The 21,839-nt window shown below is 52.5% G+C and carries 22 protein-coding genes; 17 read left to right on the forward strand and 5 right to left on the reverse strand.

The window, feature by feature from the left end:
- Positions 1 to 29: 29 nt before the first annotated feature.
- Positions 30 to 689 (forward strand): YceH family protein, encoded by a 660-nt coding sequence (locus O5O45_RS29740; RefSeq protein ID WP_305902881.1) that lies wholly within the window; start codon positions 30 to 32, stop codon positions 687 to 689.
- 589 nt (positions 690 to 1,278) lie between these two features.
- Complete coding sequence (locus O5O45_RS29745; RefSeq protein ID WP_305902882.1) at positions 1,279 to 2,403, forward strand: 3-deoxy-7-phosphoheptulonate synthase; 1,125 nt, start codon at positions 1,279 to 1,281, stop codon at positions 2,401 to 2,403.
- A gap of 132 nt (positions 2,404 to 2,535) precedes the next feature.
- Here the strand turns inward: O5O45_RS29745 and O5O45_RS29750 are convergent, their stop codons facing one another.
- Together O5O45_RS29750 and O5O45_RS29755 are read right to left on the reverse strand one after the other, a co-directional pair.
- Entirely contained in the window at positions 2,536 to 3,171 is a 636-nt protein-coding gene (locus O5O45_RS29750; protein ID WP_305902883.1) for a LysE family translocator, read from the reverse strand.
- 104 nt (positions 3,172 to 3,275) lie between these two features.
- Positions 3,276 to 3,905: a trimeric intracellular cation channel family protein gene (locus O5O45_RS29755; RefSeq protein ID WP_305902884.1), complete on the reverse strand. Its 630-nt coding sequence runs from the start codon at positions 3,903 to 3,905 to the stop codon at positions 3,276 to 3,278.
- A gap of 179 nt (positions 3,906 to 4,084) precedes the next feature.
- On the opposite strand from O5O45_RS29755, the gene O5O45_RS29760 reads away from it, so the two are divergent.
- From O5O45_RS29760 to O5O45_RS29820, 13 genes are all read left to right on the forward strand, one after another.
- Positions 4,085 to 4,813 (forward strand): response regulator, encoded by a 729-nt coding sequence (locus tag O5O45_RS29760; RefSeq protein ID WP_305902885.1) that lies wholly within the window; start codon positions 4,085 to 4,087, stop codon positions 4,811 to 4,813.
- Positions 4,803 to 6,284: an ATP-binding protein gene (locus tag O5O45_RS29765; RefSeq protein WP_305902886.1), complete on the forward strand. Its 1,482-nt coding sequence runs from the start codon at positions 4,803 to 4,805 to the stop codon at positions 6,282 to 6,284. The genes O5O45_RS29760 and O5O45_RS29765 overlap by 11 nt, the downstream gene beginning before the upstream one ends.
- Positions 6,285 to 6,525: 241 nt before the next feature.
- Positions 6,526 to 7,782, forward strand: a complete 1,257-nt coding sequence (locus O5O45_RS29770; protein WP_305902887.1) for an ABC transporter substrate-binding protein — start codon at positions 6,526 to 6,528, stop codon at positions 7,780 to 7,782.
- Positions 7,783 to 7,878: 96 nt separating this feature from the next.
- On the forward strand, positions 7,879 to 8,799 hold the full coding sequence (locus O5O45_RS29775; RefSeq protein ID WP_305902888.1) for a carbohydrate ABC transporter permease: 921 nt from the start codon (positions 7,879 to 7,881) through the stop codon (positions 8,797 to 8,799).
- Entirely contained in the window at positions 8,792 to 9,673 is an 882-nt protein-coding gene (locus O5O45_RS29780; RefSeq protein WP_305902889.1) for a carbohydrate ABC transporter permease, read from the forward strand. The genes O5O45_RS29775 and O5O45_RS29780 overlap by 8 nt, the downstream gene beginning before the upstream one ends.
- Before the next feature lie 52 nt (positions 9,674 to 9,725).
- A complete protein-coding gene (locus O5O45_RS29785) occupies positions 9,726 to 10,844 on the forward strand; it encodes an ABC transporter ATP-binding protein (protein ID WP_305902890.1) in 1,119 nt (372 codons plus the stop codon).
- A gap of 155 nt (positions 10,845 to 10,999) precedes the next feature.
- Complete coding sequence (locus O5O45_RS29790; protein WP_305902891.1) at positions 11,000 to 11,854, forward strand: helix-turn-helix domain-containing protein; 855 nt, start codon at positions 11,000 to 11,002, stop codon at positions 11,852 to 11,854.
- A 99-nt stretch (positions 11,855 to 11,953) separates the two neighbouring features.
- Positions 11,954 to 12,925 (forward strand): carbohydrate kinase family protein, encoded by a 972-nt coding sequence (locus O5O45_RS29795; RefSeq protein ID WP_305902892.1) that lies wholly within the window; start codon positions 11,954 to 11,956, stop codon positions 12,923 to 12,925.
- Positions 12,922 to 14,127: an AGE family epimerase/isomerase gene (locus tag O5O45_RS29800; protein ID WP_305902893.1), complete on the forward strand. Its 1,206-nt coding sequence runs from the start codon at positions 12,922 to 12,924 to the stop codon at positions 14,125 to 14,127. The genes O5O45_RS29795 and O5O45_RS29800 overlap by 4 nt, the downstream gene beginning before the upstream one ends.
- Positions 14,128 to 14,533: 406 nt before the next feature.
- The gene (locus tag O5O45_RS29805; RefSeq protein ID WP_305902894.1) at positions 14,534 to 15,397 is read left to right on the forward strand and encodes a helix-turn-helix domain-containing protein; all 864 of its coding nucleotides are present in this window, start codon (positions 14,534 to 14,536) and stop codon (positions 15,395 to 15,397) included.
- A 102-nt stretch (positions 15,398 to 15,499) separates the two neighbouring features.
- Positions 15,500 to 15,985 (forward strand): CesT family type III secretion system chaperone, encoded by a 486-nt coding sequence (locus O5O45_RS29810; RefSeq protein WP_305902895.1) that lies wholly within the window; start codon positions 15,500 to 15,502, stop codon positions 15,983 to 15,985.
- Positions 15,986 to 15,997: 12 nt separating this feature from the next.
- The gene (locus O5O45_RS29815; protein WP_305902896.1) at positions 15,998 to 16,840 is read left to right on the forward strand and encodes a hypothetical protein; all 843 of its coding nucleotides are present in this window, start codon (positions 15,998 to 16,000) and stop codon (positions 16,838 to 16,840) included.
- Positions 16,841 to 16,885: 45 nt separating this feature from the next.
- A complete protein-coding gene (locus tag O5O45_RS29820; RefSeq protein WP_305902897.1) occupies positions 16,886 to 17,308 on the forward strand; it encodes a hypothetical protein in 423 nt (140 codons plus the stop codon).
- Positions 17,309 to 17,375: 67 nt separating this feature from the next.
- Here O5O45_RS29820 and O5O45_RS29825 read toward each other — a convergent pair whose 3' ends face one another.
- Positions 17,376 to 17,798, reverse strand: a complete 423-nt coding sequence (locus tag O5O45_RS29825) for a type 2 periplasmic-binding domain-containing protein (protein WP_305902898.1) — start codon at positions 17,796 to 17,798, stop codon at positions 17,376 to 17,378.
- Between the two features lie 11 nt (positions 17,799 to 17,809).
- A complete protein-coding gene (locus tag O5O45_RS29830; RefSeq protein ID WP_305902899.1) occupies positions 17,810 to 18,925 on the reverse strand; it encodes a hypothetical protein in 1,116 nt (371 codons plus the stop codon).
- Between the two features lie 361 nt (positions 18,926 to 19,286).
- Between O5O45_RS29830 and O5O45_RS29835 the strand changes: the two genes are divergently transcribed.
- Together O5O45_RS29835 and O5O45_RS29840 are read left to right on the forward strand one after the other, a co-directional pair.
- The gene (locus O5O45_RS29835; protein WP_305902900.1) at positions 19,287 to 20,069 is read left to right on the forward strand and encodes a substrate-binding periplasmic protein; all 783 of its coding nucleotides are present in this window, start codon (positions 19,287 to 19,289) and stop codon (positions 20,067 to 20,069) included.
- 119 nt (positions 20,070 to 20,188) lie between these two features.
- A complete protein-coding gene (locus O5O45_RS29840; RefSeq protein WP_305902901.1) occupies positions 20,189 to 20,770 on the forward strand; it encodes a DUF4124 domain-containing protein in 582 nt (193 codons plus the stop codon).
- 70 nt (positions 20,771 to 20,840) lie between these two features.
- Here the strand turns inward: O5O45_RS29840 and O5O45_RS29845 are convergent, their stop codons facing one another.
- A complete protein-coding gene (locus tag O5O45_RS29845; protein WP_305902902.1) occupies positions 20,841 to 21,686 on the reverse strand; it encodes a hypothetical protein in 846 nt (281 codons plus the stop codon).
- Positions 21,687 to 21,839 lie beyond the last annotated feature (153 nt).

Below are 21,839 nucleotides of genomic sequence, written 5' to 3' on the forward strand. Positions count from 1 at the left end.
GTGGTCGATAACGGGTAAGGAGAGGGGAAATGAAAAAAGATCTGACGTTGTACGAAACCCGTGTGGTCGGGGTATTGCTGGAAAAAGAAATCACTACGCCGGACCAATATCCGTTGTCGCTGAATGCGCTGGTGAACGCCTGTAATCAGAAAAACAACCGCCATCCGGTGCTGGAACTGGATGAAGCGACTGTCCGGCAGACCCTGGAAGCGTTGCAGCGTAAGGATTTGGTTAAAGGCAGCAGTTATGGAAGCCGGGTGGAAAAGTACCATCATCGTTTTTGTAACACAGAGTTTGGCGAACTTAAGCTGGATGCGCAGCAAGTGGCGCTGGTATGTGAACTCCTATTACGAGGCGCTCAAACGCCAGGAGAGCTGCGCTCACGCGCTAGCAGAATGGCTGAGTTCTCCGATGTCCTTGCGGTGGAAGCGACGCTGAAACGGTTGCTTGAACACAAGCAGGGACCGTTGGTTGTGATGTTGCCGCGTGAGCCAGGCAAGAGAGAGTCGCGCTACATGCATATGTTCAGCAGCGACATAGAACCGGTAGAAACGGCGGCGCCTTCTGACTCCGGCAGTATCTCCGCTTATAAGGCGAAAATAACGGATTTGGAAATGCGTCTGGAGGCGCTGCAGGAAGAAAACGAGGCATTGAAGAAAAAATTAAGACAGTTAGGGCAGGTGGTGTAGGGCGTCGAAAAGGGGGGAGGGTAATGACGTCGCCGATTTTTTTCCCGTTTGCAGTTGCTTTTTGTTAAAACCGCAGGTTAGTATTTAGTCCATGAATACGCACAACGCTCTCAACATTTCCAAATCTTTCTCCAGCAATGCAGCGATTGCTGGCGTTCGTGCGTATTTTAGCGGTTGGCATTTTTGGTTTTATTTTTATAACCATCGTTAACGAGCCCCCGCATACATAGGTTTACAGGAAGGCGCGTTTAACGAAGCTGCCTTCCGGAAGAACTCTCAAAGAAGCTCCGAAGGCAAACGTCTCCGGGGCTTTTTTTATACCCTCGCGAGACTGGAAGCTGCGAATCAACAAAGTGTCGTTGGCAGTTGGATTGAAGCAAACAGGTAATCAACAGGGTAAGGTCATGACGGGTAATCAGTCGTATACTAATGAGGACAGGGAACCAGCGCCGGCGCTTCAACATAGTGATGTGTGCGGTCGCTTTCTGCCTAGATGGTGGTGTCAGTCTCGATTTAGTTATTGATTTTAAAACTGAATCACTAACTAACGAATCGAATGCAGACACAGAGTAATACCGGGAGAGAACCAATGAACCAGGCAGCGACAGTCAAAGAATCCGGCGTAAAGTCGATGGGAATCAAGGCAAGAGCAGTTATCGACGAGACATTGAAACATATGGAGCCACCAATACAGCCGATGGGTGATATTCTGCCCTCCGCCAATCAACTTCGGCACCGCTATCCCGTTAACGCGTACCTGGCCACACAGCTGGAGAGTGCGCGCACCGCCATCAATAATATTGTGCACGGCGATGACCCGCGTTTGTTGGTTGTTGTCGGGCCTTGCTCCGTACACGACACCGACGGCGTATTGGAGTACGGTCGCCGTTTGGCGGAGCTGAAGCCGCAATTGGACGACCGCATGCAAATCGTCATGCGTGCATACGTGGAAAAGCCTCGCACTACCGTTGGCTGGAAAGGTCTGGTGTACGATCCTCTACTGGATGGATCTCACCATATGGCTTACGGCTTGGACAAAGCCAGAAGACTGATGGTTGAACTGGCGCACCTCGGCCTGCCGTTGGCGACTGAGGCGCTGAGTCCGATTGTGTCGGATTACCTGCAGGACCTGGTGTCCTGGACAGCGATTGGCGCTCGCACCACTGAGAGTCAATTGCACAGAGAGATGGCCAGTGGCCTGACCTCCACAGTCGGATTCAAGAACGGAACGGACGGCGGAGTGGAAGTGGCGATACAAGCCATGCAATCCAGCCGCTCTCCTCACTGTTACCCCACCTTGTCCACCTGCGGACGTCCCCAAATGCGCAAAACCCTCGGCAACCCCCACGTTCACTTAGTGCTGCGCGGTGGTAGAGGTAAACCCAACTACGATGAAGATAGCGTGAGAGAGTACAGCGAAGCGCTGGAAAAACATGGCCTTCCCGTGCGTTTAATGGTGGATTGCAGTCACGATAACAGCCGGAAAGATTTTCGTAACCAGTCCAAAGTGTTGAATGAAGTGGCGCGTCAGCTGAAAACCGGCAGCTCCACAATCATGGGCGTTATGCTGGAAAGCTATCTGCAAGAAGGGACTCAGAAAGTACATCCTGACAGACCGCTGCAATATGGCGTCTCCATCACCGATGGTTGCATCGGTTGGGACGAAACGGAGCGTTTGCTAACGGAGCTGTACGAGCAGTTGCCAGCGAAATAAGAATCGTATTCAACGACTCTGTGTGCGCCTCGACTCTAGACTCAATAGAAAGAGTCGAGGTCAGAGAGGCGGGATTTCCCGCTCGCCTCTCTACGCTTTTTGTAGCGGACTTTATGCAGTATTAATGCGTTCTCAGTCCCGGGTCGCTGCGAACAGTCTGGCGGCGAGACCGAACAACACGACTCCCATCACCCGCTCAATCCAATGTGAACAGCGCTGGAAGATTCTGCGTACGCGTTCCCCAGAGAGAAAGAAACTGAAACCGCAGAACCACAACGTAGTGGCCACAAACATCCAGCCTCCATAAAAGCCCTGAATCCATTTGGGAGTATCCGGGCTGATCACGACCGAAAACAAGGCGACAAAGAACAATGTGGCTTTAGGGTTAAGTACGTTGGTTAAAAAGCCCAGTCGAAACGCCTGCCAGGTGGACTCGCTAGGCAGCGCTTGTTGCAGCGGTTCGTCAGAAGGTGTCTGAGGTTTTGCGCGCAAGCACTGAAAGCCTACCCAGATTAGATAGGCGGCTCCAATCCACTTCAATACGTTGAATGCGACCACAGACTGAGAAATCAGTAGCCCAATACCCAATAATGAATAAGTGATGTGCAGAAGTATGCCTGCCCCAATGCCTGTACTGGTCCACAACGCGGGTTTTAGTCCTCGACACAGACTCTGGCGCATCACCACGGCGAAATCCGGCCCGGGGCTGGCGACGGCGAGAAGGTGGGCGAGGGCGACAGTAAGAAACTCGGTCCAGTACTCATGCATGGGCATACTCCTTGGATATTGAATGCGCTGGCGATCAGAAAAGCATAATCGTACGCGGGAGCGGCGGATTCAAGCCTTTCTGAAGCCTAAGCAAATGGAGCCTACTACGGTTTGGGACTTTCCTGTTCGTCCTCAGAAAAGAGAAATGCAGGCAAACTGATATTGAAGTATACGCCGGCGAGTCGGGAAGCCAGAGTCACGGCCATGCCTGATAACGCTGCGACATCCGTGTCCATGCCAAAATAGCTCAAAGTCAGGTATAGAAATGAGCCTGCGATGGCTGGCGTGGCGTAAATTTCACGATGAAAAATCAATGGGATTTCATTGCAAATGATGTCGCGCAGGACCCCGCCGGCGACGCCGGTCATGATGCCCATCAACAGGCAGATTTCAAAGCTGTGGCCCAGCGCCTGCGCTTTTTGCGTGCCGGCGATAGTAAAGAAGGCCAACCCGATGGCGTCGCAGACTTCCAGCATGTGAAGAGGGATGCGTTTGAGCCTGACCAGTACGAAAGTGGCGAGGGCGGAGATAATGCCTACACCCAGGTAGGTGGTGTTGGCGATCCAGACGACGGGGTGAGCGTTCAACACGAGATCGCGCAAGGTGCCGCCGCCGAGACAGGTTACCAGGGCGACCACAAGCACGCCGAAAACGTCCAGTTTCTTATGTCCGGCGACGAGCGCGCCGGAGATGGCGAATACAGCGATACCAAAGAAATCCAGAAACACGTACATGGAAGCTCCGCAAAGGGCTGGTTTGACGAAAAGAGCGCGAATTATACAGATTATGGCCAAAAAGTGAGTAATGACTGTCCGCAACTGGTGACATGCGACACAAGTACAATCACAACTGGGACGGTTATAATTTTGTGTTATGATCGCGCACAGTTTACGAGGTTAAGTTTTAAGCAGCGATGACCCACAAAAACAAGCATATAGTCGTTGTGGACGACGATTTGGAAATTCGGCAATTGCTGAGCCAGTATCTTTCCAAAAACGGTTTTGACGTATCTCCAGCTGAGGATGGTGAAACACTGTTCAGGCTGTTGGAGGGCGTGACGCCGGATCTGATTATTCTGGACATCATGCTGCCTGGCGACGACGGCTTCACTATCTGCCAGCGTCTGCGTAAGTCGTCCACTGTTCCCATCATCATGTTGACCGCCAATGCGGATGACACGGATCGCATCGTCGGTCTGGAAATGGGGGCTGACGACTATATCGCCAAGCCCTTTAATCCGCGGGAGTTGCTGGCGCGGATGAAAGCGATCCTGCGTCGGGTGCAGCCCAAACAAAGCGCGCCGTCCGGACAACCTAAAATCTATCGTTTCGGCAATCTGGTTCTGGATACGACATCCCGCATGCTGGTGCAACCCAACGGTGATAAAAGCGCCATCAGCGGCGCTGACTACACTTTATTATGTCTGTTTTTGGAAAAGGGCAATGAAGTGTTAAGCCGGGATGAAATTTCCGATGTGTTGCACGGGCGCGAGTGTTCGCCATTGGACCGTAGCATAGACGTGCATATGAGCCGATTACGGCAGCGTCTGGGCGATGACGCCAAGAACCCTACTCTTATCAAGACCGTACGCGGCTCCGGTTATGTTTTAGCGGTTCCGGTTGAGCGCGAATATGGGGATTAAGAGAGGCGCTCGCCGAGGGTTGGCGGGTTTGGCTCCGCGCTCTTTATTGTCGCGGATGGTAATTGTCCTGGTTATCGCCGTGCTGGCGGCGCAAGCGCTGTCCAGCTTGATTTGGGTGGCGCAGATAAAAACCCGTAATCAGGAAAATGTGCTGAGCATGTCCAATCACTTGGCGTTCAGCATCGCTTCTACTGTGCGCTTCTTCAAATCCCTGCCGGTTGAATACCGCCATATCGTCCTCGATCAGTTACGGCGCATGGGCGGCTCGCGTTTCTTCGTCACTTTCAACAGTGAACTCATCAATATCAGCCCGACGCCGGACTCGGACCTGAAACGCTGGGTTCTAGAGGAAGTGGACTCTGTCCTGCAACGGGAGTTGGGTCGCCAGGTGGAGATCATATCCGAGTTCTCATTCGCCGAGTCCCTGCATGTTTTTAATAATGATATCCGCCTGCTCGATCTGCCGCCGGGATGGGGGCATCACAGCCTGTTGTTGCACCCGCAGAAGACCCCGATTCTGGTGGTGCAGATAGGTTTGGAAAAAGATGAGTGGCTGTATCTGGCCACGCTGTTGCCCACCCCGGACGGCCTGATTGAAGGCGATTATCTGCCCGCCGAGCGCCTTTGGTTTATGGGAATCACGGTGGTGCTGGTGGTGCTGTCGCTGTTTGTGGTGGTGCGTTGGTTGACGCGCCCGTTAAAGTTGCTGTCGCGGGCGGCGGACGAATTAGGCAAGGACATTGAGCGGCCTCCGCTGCCGGAAGAGGGCAGCACAGAAGTTGTGGCTGCAGCGCGTACCTTTAACGCCATGCAAGAGCGCATTCAGCGTTATATTCAGGATAGGGAAACGCTCTTCTCTGCAATCTCTCATGACCTCAAAACGCCTATCACTCGCCTGCGGTTGCGGGCGGAAATGCTGGACGACGACCAGTTGCGGGGCAAGTTCATTCAGGACCTGGAAGACCTGGATCACATGGTGCATGGCGCCTTGCAGTGCGTCAAAGACACCACTGTTCATGAAAATCCGGTGAATATCGATCTACACTATTTATTGCAGCAGATTTGTGAAGGCGCGGATCTGCAGCGCAAAAAAGTAGTGCTGTCCGGAGCGTTGGAGCAGCCGTTCTGGGGTAAGCCGTTGGCGCTCAAACGAGCCTTCAGCAACATCATTGATAATGCGTTGTTCTATGGACATCAGGCGGAAGTATTTCTGGAAGATGTGAATGAAGGCGTGCACGTTGCGGTGCGAGACTTTGGCCCAGGAGTTCCGGAAATGGAGCAGGATCGCATCTTCGAACCTTACGTAAGGTTAGAAAAGTCCCGCAATCGTAACACCGGCGGATCCGGCCTGGGTTTGAGCATCGCCCGCAATATTATCCATGCTCACGGCGGCAGGCTGAAGGTCAAAAACCATGAGCAGGGCGGTTTTGTCGTGGAAGTCTGGCTGCCAAGGCAGTACCAGGAAGCCTGAGTCTGGCCCGTTGTCTGCGAATGGCGGATTAATTGTCGCTGTTGGGAACCTGTAAGGTTTTTAAGGTTTTGTTACATTAGGTTGCTCTATCTTACCCCGCCCCCGTATTTCCGCCCCTATACTGACTGAACCTTTGAGCGTAATCAGAGGATTTCAGCCTTCCTAAATCATCCCATCGGGGATTGTTCAATCGGGAATGGCGAACCTTTTATTTAAACAACAATAAACAGTAGGTTTGGTCATGAAACGAATTAAAAAAGCTCTTGCTCCTATCGTTCTTTCTGGCATCGCAGCAGCAACTTCAGCACAGGCGGGCGAAGTTGAGGTGCTCCACTGGTGGACCTCCGGCGGTGAAGCGGCGTCTGTCGCCGTATTGAAAGGCTTGTTGGAGAAAGAAGGGCACACCTGGAAAGACTTTGCGGTTGCCGGGGGTGGCGGGGAAAGCGCCATGACCGTTCTGAAATCACGAGCCGTATCAGGAAACCCACCTGCAGCAGCCCAGATCAAAGGGCTGGATATCCAGGAGTGGGCTAACCTCGGTCTGTTGGCGAACCTGGACTCCGTCGCCAAAGCCGGAAACTGGGACAAACTGCTCCCAGAAGTCGTTTCCAACGTCATGAAATACGAAAACCACTACGTTGCTGTTCCGGTTAACGTGCACAGGGTGAACTGGCTGTGGGCCAACCCAGACGTTTTCCGTAAAGCGGGCGTAGGCATCCCAACCACTTGGGAAGAATTCCCTGCAGCGGCTGACGCCATACAGAAAGCGGGCTTCATTCCGCTGGCGCACGGCGGTCAGGCATGGCAGGACGCCACTCTGTTCGAAGCTATCGCTTTGGGCATGGGCGGCAGCGAGTTCTACAACAAAGCCTTTGTTAAGCATGACGCTGATACGCTGAAAAGCGAGAAGATGGTTAAGATCTTCGAAACTTTCAAGAGCATGCGCAAATACATCGACAAAGATGCTGCCGGTCGCGACTGGAACATCGCCACGTCCATGGTCATCAACGGCAAAGCCGCGATGCAGGTAATGGGCGACTGGGCCAAAGGCGAATTCACCGCAGCGGGTAAAAAGCCCGGTGTCGACTACATGTGTCTGCCTGCTCCCGGCACGTCCGGTCAGTTCACGTTTAACATCGATAGCTTCGCTATGTTCAAACTGAACAATGACGATAACGTCAAAGCTCAGAACACGATGGCGCGTCTGATCATGGAGCCGACCTTCCAGGAAACATTCAACCTGAACAAAGGTTCTATTCCGGTACGTAGCGGCATGGCGCGCGACAAGTTCGACAGCTGCGCGGAGGCCTCTATGGACGCCTTCAATGCAGCCGCTTCCACTGGCGATCTGGTGCCCAGCATGGCGCATGGCATGTCCACCACGTCCTATATTCAGGGCGCTATCTATGACGTCGTCACTAACTTCTTCAATGACGACAGTCAGTCCGCCAAAGAAGCGGTCAACAAGCTGGCTCAGGCTGTAAAAGCAGCCATGTAATCGGCTTAGCGCGCGCGAACTGACCTGTTCGCGCGCGCAACCCCCATCTCTATCCTAAACTTGCCTTTAACGAGGGGAACCATGAGGGCGATATCCATGGGCGCACACGATCGTCCCGAAGCAACTGCAAAAGCGAAAGGCGGTCTGGCCTGGTTGGAGCGCTGGCTGCCAAAAATGGTGCTGGCTCCGACGTTCGTCATGATGCTGGTCTTTATCTACGGCTACATCATCTGGACGGCGGTCCTGTCGATGACCAATTCGCGTTTTCTGCCGTCATATGATTTTGTCGGCCTGCTTCAATTCGAAAAGCTTTTTGAAAACGACCGTTGGCTGGTGGCTTGCACCAACCTGGGTATTTTTGGCGGACTATTCATACTGGTCTGCCTGGCTCTGGGGGTGACCCTGGCGATACTGCTGGACCAAAAGATTCGTCAGGAAGGCGCGATCCGTACCGTGTATCTGTATCCCATGGCTTTGTCCTTCATCGTTACTGGTACAGCCTGGAAATGGATGCTGAATCCTGGACTGGGTTTGGAAAAAGTGGTGCGGGATCTGGGGTTTGAAAGCTTCAGCTTTGACTGGATCGTCGATCCGGATATGGCCATCTATACGCTGGTGATCGCCGCCGTATGGCAGTCATCCGGCTTTGTCATGGCGATGTTCCTGGCGGGCCTGCGCGGCATCGACAACTCTATTATCCAGGCGGCGCAAATCGATGGCGCCACGCTGCCGAAAATCTATCGTCGTATTATTCTGCCGAGTCTGCGACCGGTGTTTTTCAGCGCTTTCATCATTCTGTCCCACATCGCAATCAAGAGCTTCGACTTGGTGGCGGCGATGACGGGCGGAGGGCCTGGCTATTCCACAGACTTGCCGGCGACCTTTATGTACGCGCACTCATTCACCCGTAGCCAGATTGGTCTGGGCGCGGCAAGCGCAATGCTGATGCTGGGCGGCGTATTGGCCATCCTGATTCCCTATCTGTACTCCGAATTGAGAGGGTCCCGTAATGGTTAATCAGACTGCGCAATCCTCCATGAACTGGAGCCGTATTAACCGCGGCCTTATCTACGCCGTGTTGCTTACCGCAGCGCTGTTTTACCTGCTGCCGCTGGTGGTTATGGTGTTGACCTCGTTCAAGACGATGGACGACATTCGTAGTGGAAACTTGATCTCCTGGCCGACTGAGTTTGTCTTCGACGCATGGTCCAAGGCCTGGAGTTCCGCCTGTACGGGCATTCGCTGTGAAGGCGTGGAAGGATACTTCTGGAACTCTGTGCAAATTGTTGTACCGGCGGTGCTGATCTCCACATTCCTGGGCGCCCTGAACGGCTATGTGTTCACCAAGTGGAAATTCCGCGGAAGCGAACTGTTCTTCGGCCTGTTGTTGTTCGGATGCTTTATTCCGTTCCAGGTAGTGTTGCTGCCTATGGCTCAGACACTGGGGTTGTTGGGCCTTGCCAACACCACTGCTGGCCTGGTGTTCGTGCATATCGTCTACGGTATGGCGTTTACGACCCTGTTTTTCCGTAACTTCTACATCAATATTCCAGGCGAGCTGGTTAAAGCGGCGCAGCTGGATGGGGCCGGTTTCTTCACTATTTTCTGGCGTATTCTGCTGCCGATCTCCGGTCCGATCATTGTGGTGACCATTATCTGGCAGACCACGCAGATCTGGAATGACTTCTTGTTCGGCGTGGTTTACGGCAGCGGCGATACCCAGCCGATTACCGTTGCACTGAACAACTTGGTGAACACCTCCACCGGCGTGAAGGAATATAACGTGCATATGGCGGCGGCGATTATCGCGGGTCTGCCCACACTATTGGTTTACGTACTGGCCGGCAAATACTTCGTCAGAGGACTGACCGCCGGGTCTGTGAAAGGCTAGGCGAGCAGCCGCCTTTCACACTAGAACACAGACAGTTTCGAGGTTAATTTAAATGGCTGCATTAGAAATTCAAAACGTTCGTAAGACCTACGGCGGTAAAACGGAAGTCCTCAAAGGCATTAATATCAGCATCGAGAAGGGTGAGTTTTTGATCCTTGTCGGTCCCTCTGGCTGCGGCAAGTCCACGCTGATGAACAGCATCGCTGGACTGGAGGAAATCACTGACGGCGCTATTCTGATCGGCGGCGAAGACGTTTCCGGCCGTAGCCCGAAAGATCGCGACATCGCCATGGTGTTCCAAAGCTACGCGCTGTATCCAAGCATGAATGTACGCGACAACATCGCTTTCGGTTTGGAAATGCGCAAGGTGCCGAAAGATGAACGCACGGCTGAAGTGGAGCGTGTGGCGAAAATGCTGCAAATTGAGCATTTGCTGGATCGCAAGCCTTCCCAGCTTTCCGGTGGTCAGCGTCAGCGTGTAGCCATGGGACGGGCGTTGGCGCGCAAACCCAAGATTTATCTGTTTGACGAGCCGCTGAGTAACCTGGACGCCAAGTTGCGGGTGGAAATGCGGACGGAAATCAAAAAGCTGCACCAGAATCTGGGCACCACCATCGTTTACGTGACCCACGATCAGATCGAAGCGATGACTCTGGCCGACCGCATCGCGGTCATGAAAGACGGTATCGTGCAGCAATTCGGCACGCCGCAGGAAATCTATGACGAACCCGCCAATATCTTCGTGGCGGGCTTCATGGGCTCTCCGGCGATGAACTTTATTCCGGTGCAGATCCAAAATGAAGGCGGCGGTCTGGTGGCGAAAGTCACTACCCGTGACGGCCGTACATACAGTCTGCCTCTGGGTGAGCGCGGCGCCTGCCTCGCTAACTATGTCGGCAAGCAGGTTACGCTGGGTCTTCGTCCTGAAAGGGTGACTCAGGTGAATCCGCATGAAGTGGAAAGAGCCGATGTCATGGTTCTGGAGGCTGAGATTGATATGGTCGAGCCTACCGGACCAGATACCGTTATGCACATTCATCTGAACGGTACGGAAGTGAGCTGTCGTGTAGCGCCTGACAGTGCGGGCAAACTGGGTGAGAAGATGAACCTGATGCTTGATTTGTCCAAAGCCGTTTTCTTCGATATTGAGAGCCAGGCCCGTATCGGCTAGAGCTTATAGCCCGGAGCGTCTGCTGCGAATCAGCCCCGGGCGTTTTTGCGTTCACTAATAAAATATCAAGCTCATGACGCTCGCTGAGGTTTTACCTCGGCGACTGCGTCCCGGGCATGCCTTTACCTGAATAAAAATAATTAGGGGGTGAAGCGATGATTGGTCAATCCTATGGCCGAGAAAGCCATCCGTACGGATTTGAGCTGGAGGGCGAACGCCACCAGCCGGAAGTCATGGCGACTGCGCATCAGCATTGCCATTTAGAGATTCTTATTCTGACCCGCGGCAATGTTGAGATGCTGTATGGTCAGCAGTCGATGAAATTGTCCGCCGGAGATCTTCTGTGTTACTCCGCGCTGTATTTTCATCAGTTTGGCGCTGTTAGCGACGACGCTGTAGCTTACAGTTTCAGACTACCTCTCTTCGCCTTGTTCAACCTGCAACTATCTTGTGGCGTGAAGCAGCAGCTGTTTCATGGCGTTCCCTGTCGCGCGCGTTGCGCCGGATTGGTGGACGATAGTATGTTGGCGCGCTGGGTGGCGGAACTAAGGTTGCGCGATCCCGCTTTGGACGATCTTATTCTGGATGAAATCACTCTGCTGTTGCGGCGCCTTTTCAAGGACGCCTGTTACACTCCGCCGGAACAACGGATCCCTGGAGTTACCGGGCTTAAAGTCAGCCAGCATATTCCCGTAATGCTGCAATACATCAACGACAACTATCACTCGTCCATTAGCGTGTGCGATGTGGCTGACCATGTGGGGCTGCACAAGAACTTCGCCATGACGCTATTCAAGAAAACCCTGGGGATGTCGATTCTCGAGTATCTAACTGCGTTGCGGGTGCACCACGCCCGGCGTATGTTGCAATACACTGGCGAACAGGTCACTCAGATCGCCTACGCCAGCGGGTTTTCTTCCGTGACGCGGTTCTACGAAGTGTTTGCGAAATACTTTGGCGAGTCGCCGCAAAAGTATCGGAAAAGTTGCGTTTTGGTAGGAGACGACTGAGAGGAAGACGTGTATAACCAGGGCATTTGCGGCGATAAATCTGTCGCCGACTTCGACCTATAATGTTTAGCCCCGGAATGAGTTAGCGGATTGGTAACTATGAGCACTGTCGTTTGTTTTGGTGAAGCCCTCATTGATTTTCTGAATATCGGACAGGATGAGGAGGCCCCACTGCGTCTGCGTAAATTCAAGCAGTTTCCGGGCGGCGCCCCGGCCAATGTGGCGGTGGCCATCGCCAAGCTGGGAGGCGACGCCAGGTTTGCGGGACAGGTGGGAGAAGATGAGTTCGGCCGTTTCCTGGCTCATGCGCTGCAAGCCTATGGCGTAGACACCAGCCAGCTGCTATTTCATCCGACGGCGAAAACCGCTCTGGCGTTCGTGATGTTGGACGACTCGGGCGAGCGTACGTTTTCTTTTTATCGAGATGGTTCCGCGGATATGGTTTTGCAGGCGGAGCAGGTCGCTCCGGCCTGGTTTGCGGGAGCGACTGTCTTTCATTACTGCTCCAACACGCTTACCACGCCCACCATCGCCGCCGTCACTGAAACAGCGCTGCGCCGGGCCAAAGACGCTGGCTGCGTCATCAGCTTTGACGTGAATCTACGCCATAATCTGTGGGCGTCGGGACAGGCAGATAAAGATGTAATTATTCGTTTGGCGGCCTCTTCTCATTTATTGAAACTGTCACTGGATGAGTTGGAGTATCTCGCTGGTGGAGCTGATTCCAATGCGCTTTGCCAGCGCTGGTTGCAGCAGGGAGTGAAGTTGATTCTGGTGACGGATGGCGGTAAGCCTATTCGTTATATCTCCCTCGCGTTTTCTGGAGAAGAAGCGACGCCGCCAGTGAAGGCGGTGGACACCACGGCGGCGGGGGATTCGTTTATGGGCGCCATATTGTTTGGGTTGTCGAAATGCGGGGACCAGACGGCGCTGCTCAATTCACAATCACAGGTCGCCGCGCTGGTGCGTTTCGCTTCCCAATGCGGTGCATTAACCGTAAGTCGGCAAGGGGCTTTTCCTGCGTTGCCTGACTGGTCTGAAGTCAGTCGTTTTTGGGAGTTGAGTGAATGAATTTCAGAAGCAGGGATTTTTTGACTGCGCATAGCCGCGAGATATTGGATTTCTATCTGCGCGCAGGCCGTGACGAACGGGGCGGCTATTTTCAAAATTATTATGACGATGGCCGCGTGTTTGCGCCGGGAGACAAGCATCTGGTCAGCAGTTGCCGGATGACGTTCAACTTTTATCAGGCGCACCAGTTTCTGGAGCCTCGTAACGAGGAAGAAGGGGCGCAATGGCTGGAGTGGGCCGGACAGGGACTGGCTTATCTGCGTGAAGCGCACAAGCGTGCGGATGCGCCCGGTTATGTGTGGACCTTCAAGGACTACCAACCCGCAGATCAGCGGCAATACTGCTATGGCTATGCTTTTCTGATTCTGGTGTTCGCCTCGGCGGTCGGCGCCGGAGTGGAGTCGGCGCGCGAGGATTTATATGCGGCTTGGGACCTGATGGAAAAGCACTTCTGGCAGCCGCAACAAGGGCTTTATGCGGATGAAGTCAGCGCTGATTGGCGCCAGGTGTCGGACTATCGCGGTCAGAACGCCAATATGCACGCCTGTGAGGCGATGATCGCCGCCTATGAAGCCACGTCAGACTCGCGTTTTCTGGCGCGCGCCATTGAACTGGCGGAAAAGGTTGTGTTGGTGCTTGGAGGGAAGTCTGACGGGCTGGTATGGGAGCACTTTACCCAGGATCTGGATATCGATTGGGACTATAACAAAGACGACCCAAAGAACCTCTATAAGCCCTGGGGATTTCAGCCGGGCCATCAGACTGAATGGACCAAACTGCTACTGATGCTTGCTCGTCATAGCGATTTACCCTGGCTGACCGCCAAGGCGCGAGAGCTTTTTGATCGGGCGGTGGAAGTCGCCTGGGATGATCGCCACGGCGGACTGTTTTACGGCTTTGCGCCAGACCAAAGTATTTGCGATGACGATAAATATTTCTGGGTGCAAGCGGAGAGTTTCGCTGCGGCGGCGCTGCTGGGCGAGGCGACAGGAGAAGAAGGTTACTGGCGCTGGTATGAACGTCTTTGGGAATATTCCTGGGCGCATTTTGTCGATCATGAACATGGCGCCTGGTATCGAATTCTTAATGCGGATAACTCCAAAGTCACAGATAAGAAGAGTGAGGCGGGCGCGAAGTGTGACTACCACTCATTGAACGCCTGCCTGGAAACGTTACGCGTGCTACGCGCTTCGTCAATCTGACGAAGCGGTCAGAAATATAGGTAATATTTCTTTCTTTTTTAAAGTTTAGATATGAAAAAAGCCGCTTTCTCAGGAAAAGAGAAAAGCGGCTTTTTTTGTGTCTTTCTTAAATAAGAGAGCCTGATTTGGCTAAAAATAAGATGGTTTGTTGTTTTTTTGTTCACGCTGGCGTTAGAATGAAGAACATTAAAAATGAAGTAAAAAAACAACAAAAACTAAAAATGCCCCCAAGCCGGAACGCAGTAAGCAAGAGATATTCAGGCAGATAGAAATATTTGAGTCAGATTTAAGTTTATGGAAAATTTATTCCATTTTGTGATTTTATGGAATATATTTGCTGTTCGTCTGACACTGCTGAGTCGTCTCGCTTATTCCTGAATAAAAATAACACGGGGAAAGCAAAGCAATGAAAAGTCCTTCTATTCACGATAGGCATGACGCCAATACGCGTACTGACGCCTCTGGGGTAGTCAGCTTTCACTTTGGTGAGCCCGAGATCATGGAAGGCTCACATCAACACTGTCATCTTGAAATCAATATCCTTCTCTCCGGCGCCATGAGGCTGAGCTACCTCGATCAGTTGTACGAGCTGGAAAGTGGCGACGTCATCTGTTTTTCCGCGCTACATCGGCATCAGTTGATTTCGGCGGATGAGAACGCTTTGCTGCTGCAGCTGCGCCTGCCTTTGTTTCTGCTCACGGACATGTGTGCGAATGAAATGTTCAAACATTTGCTGATTCGCGGGACGCCTTATCGTTCCAATGCGACGGACTTGTTGTCCCTTGATGCGGTGGAGCGATGGGTGCAGGAACTGCGCTGTCTGGATGGGCCGCTACAGGATTTAGTGCTGGATGAGATCACTTTGTTTCTGCGGCGCATGATCATGCGCAATCCCTGCAAATCCGGTCAAGGCTCAGGCTGTGGGGAATATCGCAGTCGGCATTTGCACCATGCGCATTGCATGGTGGAGTTTATAAACAGCAATTATCGAACGCCCATTACGATCGCTGATGTGGCTGACGGAGTGGGACTGCACAAGAACTTCGCCATGAGTGTGTTCAAGAAAGCGGTGGGCATGTCCGTACTGGAATATCTGACAGACTTACGGGTCAATCATGCTCGGCGTTTGTTATTGTATTCTCAAGATCAGGTAATTGAGATCGCCTTCGCCAGCGGTTTTTCCTCCGTCACACGCTTTTACGAGGTATTCGCCAAATACTTCAACGAATCTCCCCTCAAGTACCGCAAGCAGCACGCAGACCCTGGCTGAAACTTCCGTCCGACGTTGGTTACTCAGGATATTGGGCGTAGGCAAGGTGCGCGTCAGCGCCTCCTGCGCTCTTCGTGGGAACAACAGTGCGGGAGGGCGCGCATGCTTGAAGATATCAACGAAAAGCTTCGCTATGTTGGGGAGCGCAATGGCCTTAGCTGGCTGCAACTGGACGCTCAGGGTGTATGTGGCGCGCAGACTCAGACCGGAATTAAGTGGCAGATAGAGTGGCCCCAGGCCAGCCCCTGGCTGCTGTTCCTTGCTGAGTTGGACGAGGCTCCAGAGCGGAGCGATGATTTACTTTCCTTATACGAGCTTTGTCAGACGCTGAACTTTCCTGGACCTGAGTGTCTTTTGGGGAACGTCTCGATAAAGCCTGGCGGTCGCTTTTTTTACCTTCATTACCGGCATGAAATTGAGAACCTGCATGCGATCAAGCTGGAGGAACTGCTTAACCAGTTTTTGGCGGACGCAGCTATCGCCAGAGAGCGTTTACGAGAGACAAAAAATATGCACCCAGGTGAGGAGAGAGGTGACTTGGGCCGGTCGCATGTAGCGCCGCCGATGCAGATATATATGAATGTGTAGGATTGCAGCGTTATGGAAGGAATTAACGCAAATAGAGCGATTCATGTTCAAGGCGCCCGGCATGCGGAGGGCGTTAACGACAATAAGCCATTGCCCGCCAGCGATCTCTCAGGTTCCTCTCCGCTGTCTGCAAGGGCGGAGGCGCCGGTGGTTGGAAGAGGTTTGGCGTCTACAGATGGAAATGGGTTGCGGAGCAGCACTGGAATTACTGATGAGCCGGGGAGGCCGCTTAGAATAATAGAGTCGAAGTTGGAAAGGGTGGATAGCGTTAATTCAAAGTTGGATCGTGAAGGCATTGCCAGAAATTTGAACAATCCTGCTCTGGCGTCCGATGAAGTGCTTGTCGCAGCGGAGATTTTGAGTCGAAACAACGCCATGCCCCCAGACCACGAGGGGCATATTATTGGCGAAGGTAGAATCGTGGAGCGATATTTTGGTCGCAGTGCGAAAAATGCAGAAGGCGTTAAGTCTCCGGAGGCGCTGATCCAGAATGTAGGGGGCGCATATACTGCATTTGAGGTGAAAAACCAGGACATTGCTAAGGTGCATCATGTCGTTCAGAAGTTCGAAAGTCTGTTTACGGAGAGTCACTTCTCCAGCTCAATTGACGCTGAGGACATTGGCAAAAGAGTTCAATCAATCGGGCGCTTGGATCTCTATGTGCCGTCGGGTTTTAACGGAAGCGAAAAGGGGGATATATCGCACGGGTATGGCGTAAATAAACAGGGCTTGCTGACTCAGATGATTGATGGAGAAGAGTCTGTGCTACGCTTCGGCCCGAACAGGCTTCCTGTCCATGTGATACGACGGGATCTGCCTCCACCCCCACCGTCTCAAAAGGCGGACAAGAGTTAGGGGACCTCTGATTATGATGAGTTATCGGTATAGGTGAGGTTGATTATGGAAATGGCTGCACTGGAACAACTGCTTCATGACGGTATGAGCCTTGCCAGACACCGCATATCAAGTGACGGTCGTCTCAATCCTTTTGCTCTTTTGCTGGAGCAGGGAGGGGGACGCCAAGTGATTGAGAGCCTGGCTGCTGGCGATGAGGGAGTTGAAGGGTTGGTCTACTCTGCACAGTCAATAGTCAGTGCAAATGCGGTAGACGCGGTATTAGTGTGCGCGCAGTGTAAAGTCACGCCGGATGACGAGAACCTGAAAATGGATGCGATCAGCGTTCTTTTGGAAACGCCAGACCAATGCATCAAGGGCTATCAATTGTATGGCGATAATCTGGAAGGTCAGTTGATGTTCGCCCAGTTGGAAATGGATGAATCTGAGCCAGTTGTGTTTACTGCGGGGAGTAACGGCCAGTCTTGATGGCCTTTGGGAGGGCGTTCCGAGGTCATAAGGTGAAGGGGCGGCAGATGGCCGCCCTTTGGCTGAATCAGTATCTGCGCACCGCTTTAACCGTATCATCCAACTCTGCGGCGGATATAAATCCGATGTAGTTGGGGTTCTTCGCCACTAGCTCTTTAATGTCCTGATTGCTGGAGGCGGTGATCATGGGGGCGGCTTTGCCTGTGAAGATGAGCCGGGACCAGTAGGAGAGAAACTGGCGTGAGCCTTTGTTGACGACTTTGGCGCAAAACTCCTCGAACAATGCCGAGGAGCTGTCGATGGAGACGATGGTCGCTTTCTCGCCATTGGGTAAGAAAGCCTGTTTCGCCAGAAATAACTTCTGAATATCTTCATTACTCAGGTCAAGATTCGCTTTGGGATTGACGATCACGGCGACCTCGGCTTCCGCCGCCTGCACCTGCAGCAGTGGGTAGATGAGAGCAAACACGATAGTAATGATTCTTAACATGTCGGCGCTCCTTAAAAGACGAAACTGATCGCAGTGCTGAATAACTGGGTGTCGATGCGGTTAGGTCCGTCCTTGTCGTAGTTTATTTTGCTGAAGTCGAACTTTAGTGAAGCGCTGTGATGGAAGTCATAACGTACGCCGATCGTGATGACTGTATTGTCTTGATCCGTGCCCTCAATGATGCCTTCCAATGTCGAGTAAACCGGATCGGATTCAGACACCTCGTCGAGAATACTTCTTCTCGGGCTGGTGTCGAAAACCTCATAAGTGAGGTGGGGAGTAAACTTACCCATGGTGTAGCCGGCGGAGACGTAATACCCCAGCGGATCAGGGAATATGCTGTCTTCAATCTCCGATTTGGTGACCTCCGCTACGGCGAAAAAGTTATCGTACTCCACTTTCAAAGAGATGCTGCCGAAGGCGCCGCGATCGTCATTGGCGCGAATGGCGTCGGCGACTTCCTCTGACACTGTCGGGCCGGCAGGCGCTGGAGCGCTTGGATCTTCCGGGGGCAGTATGTTGTCCAGGCCAGGCGCGATGGCGGGAGCGGAGAGTTTCGAGCGGAAGTAGGAGAAGCGCATGCTGATCCAGTCAACGCCGATGCGCCAGGAGCCGCCATAGACGAACTTCAGATCCACTTGACCGATAGGGATGTCCTCTCGCACGGAGCCATAGAAGAAGTTCAGGGTAGAGTCGAACTGACGAATTTGCGAGGCGTAGGTAATGTTCAAACCGTCCAGGTTTTTAAATAGGGGTACGTAAACAAATTTGGGTGGCCTGACCCAGTGGTAAGCGTAGCCGACATCAATGGTGTCGCTGTATTCGAAAAAAGGCGTTCTGAATCGCCCCGCCTTAACGGTCCAGTTATTGTCGATGGCGTAGGTGACATAGGCCCACTCGAACTCGGCGTCATGATCTTCCGAGCCGCGAGCGATGATCTGCGCCGTGGCGGAGAGATTTTCTCCCATGTCGCCACGCACCTGCAGGCCGAACAGGGACTCGTTCTTGAAGTTAAGGTCGTCGTCGTAGGAAAAATAAGGTTTTTCATCATCAAAGGTCGTGGCGGCCACGATACTGCCGAAACCGTTGAAGTGGATTCTGTCGTTGTCGGCGTGGGCCGGGGTCACGATATATAGCGTTGAGAGGGTAAGACTTATACAAGACTCTTTTATTCTCATTGTTCGAACCCTGCTTTCCTTGAGGCGTCAGTTTTTCTTATGAACTTTTCTGTATCAGGACAGTCCGGAGTCCGGTTGCGATCTCGGTTGTCTGCGAATAGGTTCTTGCTTGGCCTGGATCGCCTTTTCCTAAGGGTAGTTGTGGCGTAAAAAATATCCAGCATTCAGTGGCGGGCAAAATAGCCTGGAGAGCTGCCTTGGCGTTGGACAAGCCTACCGCGGCTTACTAATCTTCTTTATAAACGCTGTCATTCGAATGCGGGCCGCCAGGGATGAGTCCGCCGTCATGTTATTTCAACGCGGTATATGCATGTCCTTAATGAAGCTGGCGAGCTTGACGCTGCTGATCTTGGCGGGGGTGTCCCTGCAGGATGGCCGCGCCGAAAACCTCCATCTGGCCTTAGCCGCCGCCGAGGAGGTCGAGCCCTATGTCTATCACTTGGAGGACGGTCAAGCGACCGGGATCGACTACGAAATTGTCTATGAGGCGTTAACCCGGGCGGGAGTGAATTTCGAACTGAAAAGCTATCCTCGACCTCGCATAACGCTGATGCTGGGGCAGGGCTATTTGGATGGTCTGCTCACTACCACAGGTTATAACGACAAAGACGCCCTTAACGCCATGTGGCTCTCCTCCCCACTATACACGTCGACGGTATCCGCTTTTGTTCTTAAAAAGAAACCGGAGACGGAAGGCGTTGTTTATGCTGATGTTCTGAAAAACTGTCATCAGGCCGGCGTATTGAGGGGATTCAATTATCGCTTTCCCAGTTTGGACATGACGCATTTCAATAGCGTAGTGGAAGTGAACGGCGCCGAGCAGTTGGTCAAACTGACCATGTATGGCCGCGTAGATTGTGCGATAACGGAAGACATTACCTTTATGTATCAGGCGCGCAGGCTGGGTTACTTCAACGACGTTGAGATTGTCGATGAAGTCGTCAATCGTCCTGTAGTGATCGCCCTGTCCAGAAAAATTGTGGAGGACAACAAAGGACTGGATGAACGCATCAACCAGGCAATTGAAGATCTGAAGTCCCGTGACGTCATCGACAACATCATTATCAAGTATCTGAGCCTGGGGGCGTTCTGATAGGTTTCTCATCCGCGGGAAGCGTCAAGGATTGTGAAACCTCTAGCCAGCCGCTAGTTATACTTTTGCTCATCCCTTTAAATGAGCTCTTTGTCTTAGATAGCAGGGTATTGGGTATCATGGCGCGTATTTCGATGGCTGACAGCGGCGAATCCGGTCTGTGCTGGAAGCGAGCAGCACAGATTGGAGCGCTATGTTTTACGGTTTTGTATTCCGGCCTGGGATACGGGCAGATATACAAATGTGTGAACGCCAAAGGGAAAGTCGCCTTTCAGGAAACCCCTTGTTCCGGCGCTTCCGCCCAGACAGAGGTGGAGGTCAGAGCCGCGCCGACGCCTGCGGCGGTGGAGGAGGCAAAGCAGATTCATAACCGCATGCGGTTGGAAAATGAGTTCGTAGATGACGTCCCTGTCACTGTTTCTCCGATTGAAAATGAAGCGATTCAAGCACAAAAAGAAGATATTCGGGCTAAATGCGAGAACTTAAAAAATAAGATTCTTGAAGAAGAAAAGAATGTCATTACAGACTGCAAACGCCGCCGGGATATCTTCTGCGATCTGCCTCCTGAAGAGATAATTATTACGCGTGAGAGTAACTCCATTAAGACCTCTGACGACTACAATCATTATCTACAGCACGCCACACTGCCGCCTTTATTTCTGTATAAGCAGGCTGCTAAGCATTTAGGCTGCCAGCTGTAATAAAATCAATTTAAAAAAACCGCCTGGAGATCACTCCGAGGCGGTGAGGCAGATTCCTGCTGAGGGAGCCTCAGTTCGCGCTGGTTAGCGGGGTTGGTTGGTCAGAGTTAGTCGTTTCCCCGTGTTGGGTTAATTCAGTCAGGCTTTTCTTGGCGGTGCGCACGTAGCTTTCTATCAGCCGATAGGATGCCTGTTGCTCTTCGAATTCGTTCAGAAGGCGGCTGATGACGCCCATAATCTGTCGTTCTTTATCTCCACTTAATCCCAAACTGAGAATGGCGTTCTGAATAGTCCACTTCAGGTCGGCGACGATCTGGACAGTGTAACCGCTGCGTGTGTTTTCAATGGCCATGATGTCGTCCAGTAGATCCAGCGTGCGTTCGACATTCTGTTGGCTTTGCTTTTCTTTTTGCTGGCTGGCCAGTGTTTCTGTGCTGAGTTTCTCCATCAACATACTGACCACGCTGGCCAGTCTCGATAGATTGTCGATGTATTGATCCCGTTGCTCTTCCGTCAGCGTGACGCAAAGTGTGAAGTTCGGATAGATAACGGCCCAGTAGTGCTCGTGATGGATCATACGAATGGCCTGCTGAGACAGATGAGAAATAATTCTCTCCTGAGCGAACGAGACGAAAGAGTCGCTGCTGAAAACATAGCTCCGCTGAGGTAGCGCGATTTTAAAGACATAGGACAGGTTGCTGTGGGCCAGAGCGCGCTGCACTGAGGCGGCTATCTGTAACGGATCCTGGGTGTCCTGGTAATCCTCCAGTAAATCGATGATTCGTCCCAGCTGACTGTTGGAGCGCAGCAGGAACATTCCCATATGGTGGAGGCTGCTTAAGGAGTTCTCCAGCTCGTTTATTTTGTACTTGTCGTAAATGGTGTCGTTGAGTTTGACCGCTTTTGAGAAGACCATGGCGCGACCCTTAAACGCTGAATGGTGAAAAGTATATCTTCCACGTTGTGTCTGAAGGGATGCGTAGGGCTACTGAAATAAAACCTTGAGTCTCCGTACTACTACGTAGACGGCGATGTAGAGCGTAGGAAGAACGACGAGCTTAAAAGCCGA

The sequence above is a fragment of the Hahella sp. HNIBRBA332 genome, assembly GCF_030719035.1.
Taxonomy (GTDB): Bacteria; Pseudomonadota; Gammaproteobacteria; order Pseudomonadales; family Oleiphilaceae; genus Hahella.